Raw genomic sequence first — 14,598 nt, 5'->3', positions numbered from 1 at the left:
CGATCAGACTGCCGGCGGGGGTGGCGTCGGTAAAGGCGGCAATCCGGGGACCGGCGGTGGCGGCGGAGCCCCGGGCGGCGGAGGTGCCAGGATTCCCGGCGGGATCGGCAGGACCGGCGGCGGCGAGCCCGGCGGCGGTATCGGGGGCGGCCCGGGCGGTATGTACTGCGGTGAGTCGGGCACCGGGATATGCGGTCCGGTGTGGCCGTAACCCTCGCGATACGGCGCGATGAGGTCGGCCGGCGCAGGCGCGTTGATGCCGGTGTTGGGCACCGTGATCGGCCGCTGATAGGCCTCCAGGGCCGGCGGCAGCACTCGCTGCGCGACTTGCAGGGCGGCCGCACTCACCTTCGGATCGTTGAGCGCCTTGACAATTGCGTCGGGCGACAACTGCGCGACGACGGGAGACTGCGGCACCTGGGCTGCGGCGGCCGCCACGAGCTGCGCGAGCTGAGGCAGCTGTGGTGCAGGCGCCATGGGCGGCGGTGGGAAGCCGGCAGGCATGGCATTCGGGGCAGGGGCAGGCAGTGCCATCAGCTCCGGAGGTTTCTGATCGGCCGGTGGGGCGGGCGGCAGCGGGTCGGCCGGCTCGGCGCGCGCCGATACCGACGGCTCGACGTCATCGGACGAGAAGTGTTGCCTGATCGCGAAGAACACCGACGCGGTCAGGGCCAGTACGCCCGCGACGAGCACGACGCTCAACGTGCGGACCAGCAAAGCACTTTTGGGCGAGGAGTTTTCGTCCTCGGCCTCGTCGACCACGCCCGGCACGGCCGCCACCTTCGCGGAGCGGGGCACGAACACCGACAGCGTCGGCGTCTCGGATTCCTCGGCGTCGGCATCCTCGGCGTCGGCCAGCACCGCCGGACTCTCGGTGAGCTCGCGCAGTGCGGTGTCCGCACTCGACAGCAACGCCCCGCGCACCAGCATCAGCGCCGCGTTGTCGGAGAGCGTGACGGGCAGCGAGGTCTGCGAATTCACCTCCGCGGCAAGGCTTCCCAGGTCGGCAGCGGCGCCCCCGAGAACGACCGATTGAATCTGCTCGGAGAACGTGTCACAGGCCCGGCGTAGCGCGTGCACGGCCGCCGGCTGGTCGACCACGCCGAGGCAGCGGCTGCGCATCTGGCGAATCCCCGTCGCGTCGCCATGCAGCACCGTCAGCATCGTCGCGTCGGGTTCGACAATGCACAGCGCGACCGAACGCTCGCCGCCGTAGCGCACCAGATGCTCGGCGGCCGCCTCGACGGCGTCGGGCGCGGTGACCGTGGCGATGTCGGTGATGCCGCGCTGGTCGAGTGCATCGAGGACCAACTCGGCCTCGGTGGCGACGACATCGGTCCAGGTCAGCACCACCCGACAGACGGTGTGGCCGCATGCCGCGACGGTGGCATACGTGCCGAGGATCGCGCTCACGACGTGCTCGCTGAACCCGGGCACGCCGACGCCCACGCCGGCGTAGGCGTCGAACGAATCGTGGTCGAGCATCGCTCCGTCACCGCGGCTGCCCTCCACCAGAACGAGTCGGGCGTCGACCGATGTCATGGCAACGCCAAGCACAACGTCCATAGTTGAACTCCTCGACTGGTAAGCCCTGATGAATCCCCCCGGCCTCCACCCCGCGCCGGATGGAGAAGAACTCGGTCAAACGCTAACGGCTGTCTTTGAGAGCCATTGGGCGCTGCTTTACGGAACTCTCAGAGTTCACAGGTGCCCCTCGGGGCCCGCCAATCACGTTCCGCTGCCCGAGGTTTCGCGGCGGTAAACGTCGCACCAAGACGGCCCATCCCAACCGGCCCCCGCTGGCAGGTATGGTGCTCGCCAGCTACAATGCCATCGGCCAATGGCACTATCCGGCAAATTCTTAGAATCACGACGCTCGAAGGCCACACCGCGTTCCCTCGCCGTCCGCCGACTTGCTATCCTTCGTCGGCAACCATGCCGATGTAGTTCAATGGCAGAACATCAGCTTCCCAAGCTGAATACGCGGGTTCGATTCCCGTCATCGGCTCCATGAAACCGCTGACCAGCGGTCTATGCCAGACTCCCAACCGCCCGACAAGGGTGATCTTGACCGTCGTATGCCGTGCGCGTGCGCAACCGTGGTATTGAAACGGTTAGCTGCTCGCGTTGGCTGCACGGTTTCGAACGTCTGTGCGATTTCCGTCGGTGGTGGAAGCTAGCGTCGCAGGCATGAGTACCGAACTGCCAGGCCACGCGCACGACGACGTATTGCCAGATTCCACTAACCGACCGCCCTACACTGTCGTCATGACGGACGTGGGGACCGCGACTCAGAGCCGCATTTCTATTGAGGACATAGCGAAAGCTATAGCGCAGAGCTGGCACGAGAACGAAAACACCTCGGTCGAATTGCTCACGCCGACCGCCGTCTACCTATACGAACGAAGACTGGTCGAGTGGGTTTGCGAGAGTGCGCAGACAGCTGCTGAGTTATCTGGAGTGTTCGAGCAGATTCGAAAGCGCGGTATCGAGGTCGCAGTCGTACTCCCGATGCCAGAACTGGGGCGCGCTCACGAAGAGTTCTGGGGCACAGGACTGCGTCTATACGGCTGGATCGATCGCGGCGACAACGTAATAAGGTTCACTGGTCCAGAGGTCGCCTAAATGCCAGTTTCGCTTGTCACGCAAACCGAAATCGCGCTCATATGGGATTTCGACCGAACATTGACGACCGGCTATATGCAAAAACCTTTGTTCGAGCATTTCAACGTAAACGAAGGTCATTTCTGGGGCGAAGTCAATGCATTACGTGGATTCTATGAGAAACATGGTCTAGAACTTGCAGACGACACAGCATATCTCGAGCATACTCTGAATTACGTAAGAAATGGCCGTTTCCGGGGGTTGAACAATTCCCTGCTCCGCGAACTGGGCGCACAGGTGGATTTAGCACCGGGAATGCCCGAGTTTATGCAGCGAACTAAGGACTTCATCGCAACGAATCAACGTTACGTGGACAATAAAATAGCGGTTGAGCATTACGTGGTATCAACAGGGTTTCGCCAGATGATAGAGGGCAATCCTATCCATGCATTCCTGGATGGCGTTTGGGCATGCGAACTTCTACCGGATGCTCCTTCGGCTTCCGATGGCAAATTGGACGGCTCTACGTTCGATCCTAATGGCCCTCTTACCCAAATTGGGTACACAATAGATAACACGACCAAAACGCGGGCAATATTCGAGATAAACAAGGGGATCAATAAGCTCGATGGAGTTAATGTCAACGCTCGTATGGCCGCGGACGAGCGTCGAGTACCTTTTCAAAATATGATCTATATAGCAGATGGACCCAGCGATGTTCCCGTTTTCTCTGTTGTCGGGCAGAATGGCGGGAAAACTCTCGCAGTCTATGGCGATAATAATTACGACGGTGTGCAGCAGTTGCAGGACGAGGGCCGTGTAAACAGCACTGCACCAGCCGATTACACAGTCGGCAGCGCTGCCGATCGATGGCTATTCCGCTGGATCGAAAGGATCGCAGATCGAATCTGCAATGACCGTGACCAACGGAAAGGAAACTTCACAAATCCGGCTGGCCACGTCACGAAGTAAGCCGTATCGCCCAGCACGAATGCGGGCAGCATTCAGCCACGCTGAGGCCCTGGTCCTCTGTACTCGCAGAACTTTTTGACGGCTTGGCGTACCTGCTCGAATTCCGATGCGTTGAGCGCCCGAGCTGGCTTGCGTTCCGTCCTAGCAGGTTTGGTTACCCGCATGGGGTTGTGCTTCACGACGTCGAGTCTCGCCCCGAGGCTGTTCATGCCTGTCAAGATGATCCGCGTGCAGGTGGCTGACGGCGGGCCGCGTCTTCAAGTGAGCGTCGGCACGGCCCGTAGATAGCTCCGCGATTCGGAGTTCCCCGAGCCAATGTTCGCCGTGCAGCCGCTACGTGTCCCGGTACAGCGTCACGGTCCGATCTCCTATCCCATCCTCTCCGGCCTTGGCTGGAATCAATGCTTCGAATACAGCTGAAAGCGTTGTGCTTCGGTTGATTACGCCGCCGGTCGGTTCACTCTTACGGGTGCCGAAAATCCCCCGTGTTCACCGGGCGCGAGTGGCTGCCTAGACAGCGTCAGCAATCATCAAACTCTTGCTTGATTTGACGAATTCGCTTGTCGTAGAACCCGAACTGCTACCAATCGCGGCCGAACTCTCCATCACGGCAGCTCTTTGCGGAAGCGTCTCGTAGAGGTCCCGGAGAAGGCCGAACGTGTGACGTTGGAGATCCGCTGATCTCAGTCGAGATTCTGGGCGTCGCGCGCCGCCGCTGAACCCTCGCCGGACAACCACTGTGCAGCCCAAAATTTCGCGATTTCAACACCGGGAAGAAAGTCGCCGGGCTCAGTATACGGATCCGGATAGACCAAACTTACTGGCGACATATTGAGCGCCGCACCCAGGACCACCAGTTCAGGCGCACTAAGAAAGGCTCCCCGGTGGCCCGAGTCGGGCTTGGCTATCACGTTACGACACCCGATAACCAAGTTCTGCCGTCGCCCAACCACGCCGCCGATCGCTTCAAGGGAGCGCACCCTCAGTTGGACGGCTCGCGCAGCGGTTCGGTTCCGGTCGCATTCCGGAATTTCAGTCCAGATTCGTCGCCGGCCGTTCTATATCTCCGAGAGATGCAGCGACTGTTGCCAAGTGGTGGATGAGCTGCTGACGCTTGTTGCTGGGAAGGCCGAGAACCTGGTTCGCCAAGTAGGCTTGCAAGCCGGCTGTTTCAACGAATTTCTCGGGGTTGCTTTCTACTTCCGCTTCAAGCTTTCTGACTGCTTCAGCAATCTTCGAAGCAGCGTCGCCAAGGTCGCGGTCTGTGGTGTCGGAAACGAAATGGTGGATCCACAGGCTGCCATCACCGTCCGAGTAGCTGAGATGGATAGCGACCGCCCCTGGACGGCCACCCCCGAAGCTAAACGTCCTAGGAAGAGGTCCAAAGTCGGAGAAACCTGGTCGCCCATCGTTGGCGAACTCTAGGTGCGAACTCGTGAACCATTCCGGCGCGCCGTAGTCGGCGTTGCGCGCTTGCTCGTTGAACGACGCCGCCACTTCGACACACTTTCCGGCGGGCAATTCTCGTAGATACGTGCGTGGATTCGCCGAAGCGTGAACGAACACGATCACATCTCGATCGTCTACCTCCGCCGCTAGATCCTGGGCCGAGATGTGCGGTTGCCGTAGTACAACGCCCACGCGACGGCCTTGGAATCGTTCCAGAAATTCGGAAAGGGTCGCGGCATCAGCTTCGGATATGACCTGGTGGGTGGGATAGACGAGACTGGTGTCCGCAACGAACTCACTGATTGGCTGCCGCCACGTGTCAGGCACTCCCGTCTCAAATTCGCCCTGACTGGGGTTGACAATCAAGTACATCGGCGAACGGACCTCCTGTAGTCGTCGCAGACACCGGCCAAGGTCACCGGGTTTCGCCATTACAGGTTCGATTACCGGAGTGATGTTGTTCCACCCAGCGAGGTCGGTTGCGACGTCACGGAGAGCAAGCAGCTCGTATTGCCTGCCATAGAGATACGGGAAATACACCAGCCATCTTTCTGCCTGCTGCGACCCGGATCTCCCCTCAGATCACCTGACGAAGGACGAAGCTGGCGCGATGAGTTTGGCATGAGCCCGCGCGGTTGCACTAGTGCTTAGGGGAACTTCGTAAGCCATCGCTCGTAGCGATCGAGGCATTACAGCGGCGGGCGCAGCAGCACGCATTCCCCGTACACGCAATTGATCGACTACTTCGGCGTGGGCAACCTCGACGGACAAATCTAGGAATAGGTCACGCGTTCGTTGCCATAACTGCGCCGGTGGAACGTCTATTTCGTAACCCCGCGTGCGCCGCAGAATGGTCAGGATTTCTTGCCGGCGAAGCAGGCCGAACAATGCAGGTGGCGACAGGCGGCCAACACCCGACGCAGGCGCACGCCTTTCGGACAGACTCCCACGATCATTCAAAGCTAAGACCCCGACGTGATCGGGAACGGCCGCCAGGACGCGTGGCGCGAGACGGGGGGAGGTCACCACCGCCACGCGTTCGAAGCATTGCTCGTAACAGCGAAGCTGCGATGCTAGGCGGGAGAAGTCGTCCAAGTCGGTCTTAATCTCGTACGCCGTCGACGTGCCGTTGAAGATCACCACGTCTGCGATTGAGGGCCCGGCCCGCAATTCCAGCAGCGCCGATGCTGTTCGGGGGTTGTGCCGGCCGAAAACAATGCGGTCCACCAGCGAGTTCTTGAATACGTACTCGTTGCGGTACCGCTTAGCCATGATGGATAGAGCGGTGTCGAGCGCGTCTCCGATGCTCACACCTGCTGTCCCGGGAACTGACTCCCCAACGCGGCGGGCAAATTCATTTGCGAGTTCTGGTCGCGCGGACGCAAGAGCTCGAAAGCTCCCGCGAGAAAACAATCCCGCGATAGTGGCCAGGTCGGTGGCGGGCATTCGGCGATTCTTGCAGAGATCCGGCGCGGGGCGCATATCGTTGGTGAAAGTATCTCTGACCTGCCGCTTCATCGCGATCACTTTGAGACAATCACCACCTACCACCTGGTGAGTAGCCCCGCGTGCACGCGCTCGCGCACAGCCACCTCACCCGGCCGTCAAGGCCCGCGATGAGCGATTGTTCGAATCGCCCGCACGTCAACCATCGTTCGATCATATTTCGAAACGGTATGACCGGGCGTGACTTCATCCTCTCGTCTACCTGCGCGTGGTCCAGCCGGCACTGCTGGGGCATTCTCCGCGGCCTCGCGTAGTGCATGCGTTGGTGTAGGCGACGGTGAAGGGCGCGGCAACGCGTCTCCTCGCCCGATCCTCTGCTAACGCATCGGCAGGCAGGTCGTGACCGCCGGCCGGAGCGCCTCTCCTCACCAGTTGCGTAGCGATCCGCCGTAAGGTGTCGAGGCGATTGAGCAGCGTAACGTACCGGTTGAGGTCGTCGGCATTCTCGGCCACCTGGACCGGAAGGCCCTTGAACGGCTCCTGTTTGAAGCGTTCTGTCGCAATGAATACGCGGGTTCGATTCCCGTCATCGGCTCCACGAAAACGTCACCATGAACAGGTGACGACGACGCTCGACCTCTCCGTATTGCGACGTCAACTCGACCGCGTCCTGTCCCTGGTCGAGGAGCGCCATGGCTCGACCGTAGAGTTCGACGCCGATCACTACTGGCTTCTGGAGACGGCCGACATGTTCAGCCGTGAGAGCGTGCCTGTGCCCAACGCCGGGCAGCTTTCAGATGACGTCGCCGAGTTGACCGCGATGGCGTCGAGACCGCGTGACGAGCTCGTGCCCTGGCATGACCTCAAACACTTGATGGGGCTTCTGGAAGCCGTCGCGCACTGAGACCTGCCATGAGCCGACACCAAACTAGTTGTGCAGATTACGGCGCAGCGCAGATGCCAGCGATCGACTTGTTCGCCGCATCGGCATTGCGCAACCGTTCGGCTTGCTGGGGATCGTCGTTGCCGATTCCGGTGAGTGAGTGCATGGCGATGTCTTGGAGGCCGCCGGCGAATTTCTGGATCGCATCGGCAAGTTCCGGTGGCGTCGCCGGGCCGGTGCGTTCGAGCAGATAGGCTCCGCCGCCAAGCATGGACAGCCGCGCATTGGCCGCGACGGCTTGCGCACCGGCGGGCCCTTCGCTGGTGGCGTGGGTCTGGATCGACACGGCAGACCTGACGGTCTGGAACGCGCTACAAACGTCGGCCTTGGAACCCTGCTCGGCCGAGGCATCGACCGCTGCCGGTGCGGCGTCAGCCGGTCCGGCCGAGGGGCGGAACAATCCGAACACCGCAAGGCCGACCGCCGCGAGCGCAACCACCAACGCAACGGGGGCAAGGCGGCTGGACCCCGGGCTCTGTGCTTTCTCCGACGAAGGGCGTTCGTCGCTCTGGTCGTCGAGAGATTGCTCGATGGTTTGCTCTGCCACGGCGTGGATCGTATCGGCGGCGCCGCCTGATAGGTGGGCCACACAAACGCGCCGCCGCACACCATAATATCTAGCTCGATTATTGATCTTGATCTCCGGAAGCTGAGAATCCTTCCGCCGCAACGCGTTCCGGCAAATCTTTTTTCGGCGGGACTTTCAAGCAGCCGCGTCGCACTCGGCAACCATCTGAGATTCTTTGCTACCCAGCACATTTGACCTGATCAGCCTGGGTGGCTGTAGTGCGCCAGAACTACACACACGCGACGCGCGAGAACGGCGAGCCGATGGCATTGACCGCCCAGAACCCAAAACGTAGGCATTGACGCCCCGGTAAGCGAACCTGAGAATTCGGCTTGCTTTCTCACAGCAAACGTTAAGCCAACGATCAGTTTTAGCTGGCGCTTACATGAAGGGACCTGAATGTACGTGAAACCCGGACGGCATCGCGCGGTAGCGCGATCCGCACCCAAGTACGCGGCGACGGGAGTCGCGGGTGCGGCGTTGGTCGGCCTCGGTGTGCTGACGGCCGCGGCCGCCATCGCCGAGGAGCCGTCGGCGGCCACCGCCCACAAAGCCCAGGTGAAACTGGTCAACAGCGAAGACTCGCTGCTGCTGTTCGGAACCCCGGGCGGCAATGACAACCAGCTCATCAGCGCGGCCGCGCTGAGCCCGAATGCGGTGAGCACCGCGGCAATTCGGCCGATCGTCGGTGACGGCGGCTGGCTGATCGGCAACGGCCTCGACGCCGCTGCCGACTGCACCGGCGACGCCTGCAACGGCGGCGCGGGCGGCTTGCTCTACGGCAACGGTGGTGCCGGCGCCAACGGCGGCAACGGCGGGCACGCCGGCCTGTTCGGTGGCAACGGCGGCCAGGGCGGCGCCGGTCGCGACGCCGTGTACGACGCGAACGGCAACCTCGTCTCGGCTGCCACGGATGGCGGCATCGGCGGCAACGCCGGGTTCTTCTCCGGCGACGGCGGTGACGGCGGCGCAGGCGGCAACGACTACAACTCGAGCGCCGCCGGTGACGGCGCGAACGCCACCGGCGGCAAGGGCGGCGATGGCGGCTACGGCGCGAGCTATGCACCGGGCCGGGGCGGTAACGGCGGCGCCGGCGGCAACGCCTCGTCGCTGTTCGGCAACGCCTTGGGCGGTGCCGGCGGCCAGGGCGGCGGCACGAACTTCGGATTGCCGTTGCCCAACGAGGTTCCCGACGAGAACTACGGCCCGGGTGCCGGCGGCACCGGCGGCTCGGCCACGGTCGGCAACGCCGACGGAACCGGCGGAACCTCCGGCCAGACCGCCACGGGCGGTCGGGGCGGCGACGGCGGCTTCGGCCTCGTGTCGGGCGGCAACACGCCTGACCTGACCGGCAACGGCGGTCGCGGCGGAAACGCCACCGGCCACCAGAGCGGCAACGCGGTCGGCGGTGCGGGCGGCGACGGCGGCAGCCGTGTCATCTCGCGCTCGGCCAACGGCGGCAGCGGCGGATCCGCGAACACCGAGGGCGGCAACGCCACCGGCGGTGCGGCTGGTTCCGGTGGCACCAGCATCGTCTCGGGCCTCGGCGGCCGGGGCGGGCGCGGTGGTAGCGCGACCTCGACCGAGGGCGGCAACACCACCGGCGGTCGCGGCGGCAATGGCGGCAACGGCGGTGCCATCGGTGGCAACGGCGGTGCGGGCATGAACGGCGGCGCCGCGACGGGTGGCAACGCCCGCGGTGGCAACGGCGGCACCGGCGGCAAGGGCGGCAGCTCCGTCCCGACGAACGACGGCACCAGCACCGGTGTCGGCGGTAACGGCGGCAGCGGCGGCAACGCCACTCCTGGCGCAGGCAAGACCGGCACCGGCGGTAACGGCGGCGCCGGCGGCCAGGGCGGTGGCGGCAACGGCAACCAGGGCAACGACGGCAGCGACGGGCCCTCCGGTAGCAGCACCTAAGACGCCAAGCAGCGTCGAGCGTTAAGGCGGGTACGGATCCGACTGCACAACAGTCGGATCCGTACCCGCCATTCTCATGTCCAAGGGTCGGTGATCTCGCGCAGCGCGACGAGCGCCCGGCGCAGATCGCGATACGCCTTGGCGCCCAGATGTTCTCGCCATTCGGCCTCGATCGCGTCGACTTCGGCGGCGGCCACCCGACACACTGCCGCGCCGCGCTCGGCCAGCATCACCAAGCGAGCACGCGCGTCGGTGGGGTCGGGTTGGCGCACGACGTACCCGGCCCGCTCGAGCTCGTCGACCAGGGCGCCCGCGGTCTGTTTGGTCACCTGCGCTTGCTCGGCCAGATCGGTGAGCCGGATACCCTGCGGGCTCAACCGCTGCGCGATCCGGCACTGTGCCAGCGTCAGATCGGTGAAACCGGCCCGGTGCACGACTTCAAGGATCCGGTTCTCGGCAGCCCGGTAGGCGATGAACATCATCACCGCAGAGTTCGGCGCCTCATCCACACCTTGACTTTAGTACGTATTCCTGACTAATTTTTAGTCAGGAATCCTGACTATAGGAGCGGACATGGAATCCGACGCGATCTGGCGCACGGTCGATGAGCAGCGTGGACAACTCGCCGATCTGCTCGACACCTTTGAACCGCACCAGTGGTCGACACCGTCGCTGTGCACGGCGTGGACGGTGCGCGACGTCGCCGTCCACCTGACACATTCGCAGGTGAGCAGCAAGGACGCCGCACTCGCGGCACTCAAGTCCGGCTTCCGGTTCGACACCATGATCCGGCGAATGGCCTTGGCCGACAAAGCGTCTCCGCACGACATCACCGCGCGACTGCGTGCCATGGTCGGTTCACGCAAGCGTCCCCCCATGACCAAGGAAGTCGACCCGTTGATGGACATCCTGGTGCACACCCAGGACATCTGCGTGCCACTCGGGATCGACCGCCCGATGCCCATCGACGCGGCGATCGCTGTCGCACAGCGCTTGTGGCACATGAAGTTTCCGCTCAATCCGCAACGCGACCTGCCGGGGTATCGGTTCGTCGCCACCGATACCGACTTCGCAGTCGGGCCGCAATGGGGAGGTCTGCGGGAGTTGCCCATGCGCGACATCGTGATGATCCTCGCGAGACGGCGCAACGCACCCGCCGCACCAGAGCCACCTGAGGATTAGCCCATGTCGGCGCTCTGCGCCTCGAACAACCGCTTGTAGAGCCCGGGTTGCGTGAGCAGCGTGCGATGGTCACCCTCCTGGCTGATCCGTCCGTTCTCCAACACCAGAATTCGGTCGGCGACAGCGGCGACGAAGTCCATGTCGTGACTGATGACGAGGCACGTGCGATCGCGGGCATAGCCCCGGATCACGCCGATCAGCCTGGTCCGCTGATCGGCGTCGAGATTCTCCGTCGGCTCGTCGAGCAGAAGGACCTCCGGGTTGCGCAGCAGGCACCGCGCCAGCGCAATGAGCCGCTTCTGCCCACCGGACGGCACCTGCACATCGACGATCGTGTCGTAGCCATCGGGCATCTTCGTCGTGATGACCTCGTGGATGTGTGCCTGCCTGCACGCGTCTTCGATCTCCGCGTCGCCGGCGTCGGGCCGCGCCAACCGGATGTTGTCCCGGATCGTGGCTTTCGTGAAGAACGGAAACTGCGCGAGTTTCGACACCTGCTCGCGCAACGAGGCGATGGTGACACCTGAGATGTCGTGACCATCCAACAAGATGCGGCCCTGCTGCGGGTCGAGAAATCTCAACGCGAGGTTGAACATCGTCGACTTGCCCGATCCGATGCCACCAACTACTGCGACAGTCTCGCCCTCGGCGACCGCGAATGACAGCCCGTCGAGGACGGGCTGCGACGGCGTGTAGCCGAACGTCACATCCTCGAACGCAAGATTCCCGTGCACCTCACCGAGCCGTACGGCACCCGGGGATTCCCGAACCGAGGGGCGGGTATCCAGCAGCTCGTAGGTCGACGCCGCACTGGGCGCCACCGACTGGTACGTGGTGTACGCGCCCAGAACTCGTTGCGCTGCACCGAACATCGTCGGCACAACGCCGGCGAACACGAGCAGGGCCGCGAAAGTCAGCCCGAAGTGCGCGCTGTATGCGATACCGACCAGCAACACCACGACGGTGCTGAGCGCGACGAAAATCTGCGACCCGTTCACGGTGGCCTGCGTCCAGACCACCGCGGACGCCACGCTCCTCGCCGAGGACGACGACACGTCGTGAAACCGCTTGCTGCGCGCCGGTTGCGCGTTGAACATCTGAATTTCGGCGATTCCACTCATCGTCTGCTCGACTTCGGAAGCCATCGCCCGGTCGGCATTCATCCCCCGCCTCATGACGGCTTGAACGTGGCGGCCCGCATATCGCAGCGTGAGCAGGGCCAGCGGAGTGAGAAGCAAGGCCGCGACCGTCATCTGCCAGGAAATGGCCAAGAGGTAGCTGATGACCAGGATGAGAACCGCGGCGTCGATCAGTGGCGGTAGCAGGCAGTCGGTCAAAAGCCGTTGCACACCGAGGGATTCAGTGGTGACCCGTTGGATCAACTCACCGCTGCGGGATCCGACGAAGAAGTCCAGCGAAAGCGTCTGAAGGTGGTCGTGCACGCGTTGCCTGATATCGACCGCCAGGGTCTGCTCGACCTTCGCACCCACCCAGGCGTTAACGAAGTACATCAGCTGGGTCAGCAACAGCGATGATGCCCACACGATGAGCAGTACCGCGAACGGGACCGGACCCGCCAGAGACCGCAGCACGCCGTCTTCTCGGGCCACCAGCGGTCCACGAAGGTCCCACACCCCGGCGAGGTTCTCACTTGCACCGGCCTCGGCGACCACCTGCATCATCGGTCCGAACACGGCGATCGTGACGTACGGCAGGGCCGACGCGAGCACTCCGAACAGGAGCAGGAGAACGAGCCGGCCGCGCACCGTTCGGAGCATGCCGATACTCCGCAGCACGAGGCGACGCGAGGACAGCTGGTGCACATCCGGTTTGGCCAAGGCGGGTTCTCCGTTCAGTTGGCGCGCGCTCCGTCACGCCGTCGGCGCGTCGTCCTCGAAGAACTCCCGTATCGCGGCGAACCCGCCGTGCTTCGCCGCCTGGTATGCCCAGATCGCGGCGATGATCGGCACGGGTCCGAACGCGACCAACCACCGCGCCCCGGGTGGGACGAGTTCGGCGATCACCTCGGTGCTCGGCACGCCGTCGACGACCGCGGGTAGCCATTCGTGCAACAGGATCGTCAGCATGCGGGTGGCCTCGAACGGTCCGGCGATGGTGGCCAGCACCCAGCTCAGCGACGCGATGATCAGCGCCCACGGCCACGCCAGCATGAGCGACTGGTCGTCGACGATGTCTGCGGCCGAGCGGATCGACTCAGCGATGAACGCGAAGGCCAACGCCACCAACAGGACTCCGACCTGAGCCGCGAGCAGGTCGTCGAGCACCGAGTTGGCCAGTTCGTCGGCCGTTCGGGTCGGCAGGCCGAACGCGAGCGACAACAGGCCGGCCAGCAGCGCCAGCAGGGCCAGTGCCGACGTCGAGTCGTCGATGCGCATGAAGGAGTCGGTGAGAATGCGCATCACGAGTCGTGACGACGCCGTCGGACGCGTCCGGTACAGGATCATCACGACGAGCCCGGAGATGACGATCGAGGTCAGCCAGGCCACGACGGCCGCACAGATCACCACGAGTGCGAAAGACCCGATGATCGCGACGAGCTGCGAGTTCTCGCTCTCCCCGTTGCGCACGACGAGCAGCGGAACCACGCCGATGGCGATGACGCCTGCTACCCGCACGAGAATCGGAAGGGTGAAGCCGGCGATGTCGCTCGCGTCGAGGTCGGGGTCGCGGCTGCGGATCGCGGCGACCTCGGCACTCATCACCGATCGGGCCCGGCGAAAAGACAGCGCCACACCGCGAATCTAAAGGTCAGCGTCCGTCCACCGGTCGCGACACGCTTTAGCGGAGGTAGACCTGCCCCTTGGAGGGATAACCGCCTCCGGTCGTGGTGATGTGGACGTGGTCGTAGTGGCCGTACCCGCCGCTGCGGGAACCACCCGGCGTGTAGTACGTGCCGCGCCAGATGCAGTCCTGCAATCCGAACCGCTCGGCGTTCTTGAGTGCGTACGCCACGATCTCGTTGCCGAGCGCGATACCCGCGGCGCTGCTGGGGTTCGGGATCATGACGTCGAGCGCGAGCCCGTCGGGATGCCAGCGCAGCGCATCCGGCCGGACACCGCCGATCTGTTGGATCTCGGGGAAGTCCGCGCTGATGCTGCGCGAGGCCAGGATCGTCTTGACCTGCAAACCGCTCTCCGGGGCGTCCCCGACCGGGAGGGCCTCGGGGATGTCGATGACGCGCCAGCGCGACGCCGTGGCCGCCGATACGAAGTTCACGCCTTCCGGCTGGACGACGGGAGGCGGCGACGACGAGGCGGGCGCCGAGACGATCTCCATGCAGCAGGGTGGCGGTTCCTCGGCGACGGGTTTGGCCACCGGTTTGGCGGGTAACTTCTGGACATCACTGCCGACCGCGAACAACACAGCGGCCGGGGCGATGATCGCAGCCGCGACAGCCGACTTCTTCCGTCGGCCGGGGCTGGCTAATGAATGTCGGCCCACACGGGCACCATACGGGCAGGTCAGAGCGATTGCAGCAACCGAGCGCGGTCTC

At 63.9% G+C, this 14,598-nt stretch carries 14 protein-coding genes and 1 tRNA gene; 6 read left to right on the top strand and 9 right to left on the bottom strand.

Annotated features, from left to right (window positions below; translation table 11 throughout):
* Nucleotides 1-3: 3 nt before the first annotated feature.
* Nucleotides 4-1,566, bottom strand: coding sequence for a DUF7159 family protein (locus AWC31_RS17875; RefSeq protein WP_133060182.1), 1,563 nt, complete (start codon nucleotides 1,564-1,566; stop codon nucleotides 4-6).
* 371 nt (nucleotides 1,567-1,937) lie between these two features.
* Between AWC31_RS17875 and AWC31_RS17870 the strand changes: the two genes are divergently transcribed.
* The 3 genes from AWC31_RS17870 to AWC31_RS17860 all read left to right on the top strand — a co-directional run bounded on the left by AWC31_RS17870 (nucleotide 1,938) and on the right by AWC31_RS17860 (nucleotide 3,576).
* Nucleotides 1,938-2,011: transfer RNA gene (locus AWC31_RS17870), tRNA-Gly, on the top strand.
* A gap of 179 nt (nucleotides 2,012-2,190) precedes the next feature.
* A complete protein-coding gene (locus AWC31_RS17865; protein ID WP_234816890.1) occupies nucleotides 2,191-2,625 on the top strand; it encodes a hypothetical protein in 435 nt (144 codons plus the stop codon).
* The gene (locus tag AWC31_RS17860; protein WP_085145390.1) at nucleotides 2,626-3,576 is read left to right on the top strand and encodes an HAD family hydrolase; all 951 of its coding nucleotides are present in this window, start codon (nucleotides 2,626-2,628) and stop codon (nucleotides 3,574-3,576) included.
* 683 nt (nucleotides 3,577-4,259) lie between these two features.
* On the opposite strand, the gene AWC31_RS37175 is transcribed toward AWC31_RS17860, so the two are convergent.
* The 3 genes from AWC31_RS37175 to AWC31_RS17845 form a co-directional block, all read right to left on the bottom strand.
* Nucleotides 4,260-4,487 (bottom strand): hypothetical protein, encoded by a 228-nt coding sequence (locus AWC31_RS37175; protein WP_133060181.1) that lies wholly within the window; start codon nucleotides 4,485-4,487, stop codon nucleotides 4,260-4,262.
* Nucleotides 4,488-4,608: 121 nt separating this feature from the next.
* A complete protein-coding gene (locus AWC31_RS17850; RefSeq protein ID WP_165765984.1) occupies nucleotides 4,609-5,565 on the bottom strand; it encodes a sce7725 family protein in 957 nt (318 codons plus the stop codon).
* Nucleotides 5,566-5,607: 42 nt separating this feature from the next.
* Entirely contained in the window at nucleotides 5,608-6,543 is a 936-nt protein-coding gene (locus AWC31_RS17845; protein WP_165765983.1) for a sce7726 family protein, read from the bottom strand.
* A gap of 547 nt (nucleotides 6,544-7,090) precedes the next feature.
* Between AWC31_RS17845 and AWC31_RS17840 the strand changes: the two genes are divergently transcribed.
* Nucleotides 7,091-7,375, top strand: coding sequence for a hypothetical protein (locus AWC31_RS17840; protein ID WP_085145387.1), 285 nt, complete (start codon nucleotides 7,091-7,093; stop codon nucleotides 7,373-7,375).
* Nucleotides 7,376-7,412: 37 nt separating this feature from the next.
* Here the strand turns inward: AWC31_RS17840 and AWC31_RS17835 are convergent, their stop codons facing one another.
* Complete coding sequence (locus AWC31_RS17835) at nucleotides 7,413-7,961, bottom strand: hypothetical protein (protein WP_207626372.1); 549 nt, start codon at nucleotides 7,959-7,961, stop codon at nucleotides 7,413-7,415.
* Nucleotides 7,962-8,381: 420 nt separating this feature from the next.
* On the opposite strand from AWC31_RS17835, the gene AWC31_RS38150 reads away from it, so the two are divergent.
* Nucleotides 8,382-9,902 (top strand): hypothetical protein, encoded by a 1,521-nt coding sequence (locus tag AWC31_RS38150; protein WP_165765982.1) that lies wholly within the window; start codon nucleotides 8,382-8,384, stop codon nucleotides 9,900-9,902.
* A 74-nt stretch (nucleotides 9,903-9,976) separates the two neighbouring features.
* Here the strand turns inward: AWC31_RS38150 and AWC31_RS17815 are convergent, their stop codons facing one another.
* Nucleotides 9,977-10,411 carry a MarR family winged helix-turn-helix transcriptional regulator gene (locus tag AWC31_RS17815; RefSeq protein WP_085145385.1) on the bottom strand — a complete coding sequence of 145 codons (435 nt, stop codon included), beginning with the start codon at nucleotides 10,409-10,411 and terminating at the stop codon, nucleotides 9,977-9,979.
* 64 nt (nucleotides 10,412-10,475) lie between these two features.
* Here AWC31_RS17815 and AWC31_RS17810 point away from each other — a divergent pair, with 64 nt between their 5' ends.
* Entirely contained in the window at nucleotides 10,476-11,084 is a 609-nt protein-coding gene (locus AWC31_RS17810; protein WP_085145384.1) for a maleylpyruvate isomerase family mycothiol-dependent enzyme, read from the top strand.
* Here AWC31_RS17810 and AWC31_RS17805 read toward each other — a convergent pair.
* Genes AWC31_RS17805 through AWC31_RS17795 form a run of 3 tightly spaced genes read right to left on the bottom strand, consistent with a single transcriptional unit; the run spans nucleotide 11,081 to nucleotide 14,546 of the window.
* Nucleotides 11,081-12,922: an ABC transporter ATP-binding protein gene (locus AWC31_RS17805; protein WP_234816889.1), complete on the bottom strand. Its 1,842-nt coding sequence runs from the start codon at nucleotides 12,920-12,922 to the stop codon at nucleotides 11,081-11,083. The two genes, AWC31_RS17810 and AWC31_RS17805, sit on opposite strands and share 4 nt — an antisense overlap.
* A gap of 33 nt (nucleotides 12,923-12,955) precedes the next feature.
* Nucleotides 12,956-13,837 (bottom strand): hypothetical protein, encoded by an 882-nt coding sequence (locus AWC31_RS17800; protein WP_085145383.1) that lies wholly within the window; start codon nucleotides 13,835-13,837, stop codon nucleotides 12,956-12,958.
* Nucleotides 13,838-13,883: 46 nt separating this feature from the next.
* Entirely contained in the window at nucleotides 13,884-14,546 is a 663-nt protein-coding gene (locus AWC31_RS17795; protein WP_085145382.1) for a VldE C-terminal domain-containing protein, read from the bottom strand.
* Nucleotides 14,547-14,598 lie beyond the last annotated feature (52 nt).

The sequence above is a fragment of the Mycolicibacterium wolinskyi genome (assembly GCF_002101965.1).
Taxonomy (GTDB): Bacteria; Actinomycetota; Actinomycetes; order Mycobacteriales; family Mycobacteriaceae; genus Mycobacterium; species Mycobacterium wolinskyi.
The sequence above is the reverse complement of the archived record's forward strand: the minus strand, read 5'-3'. Positions and strand labels throughout refer to the sequence as shown.

Coding starts and splice junctions, on each gene's coding strand:
- AWC31_RS17875 (WP_133060182.1), bottom strand. CDS start 1,566: ATGGACGTTGTGCTTGGCGTTGCCATGACATCGGTCGACGCCCGACTC.
- AWC31_RS17865 (WP_234816890.1), top strand. CDS start 2,191: ATGAGTACCGAACTGCCAGGCCACGCGCACGACGACGTATTGCCAGAT.
- AWC31_RS17860 (WP_085145390.1), top strand. CDS start 2,626: ATGCCAGTTTCGCTTGTCACGCAAACCGAAATCGCGCTCATATGGGAT.
- AWC31_RS17845 (WP_165765983.1), bottom strand. CDS start 6,543: ATGAAGCGGCAGGTCAGAGATACTTTCACCAACGATATGCGCCCCGCG.
- AWC31_RS38150 (WP_165765982.1), top strand. CDS start 8,382: ATGTACGTGAAACCCGGACGGCATCGCGCGGTAGCGCGATCCGCACCC.
- AWC31_RS17810 (WP_085145384.1), top strand. CDS start 10,476: ATGGAATCCGACGCGATCTGGCGCACGGTCGATGAGCAGCGTGGACAA.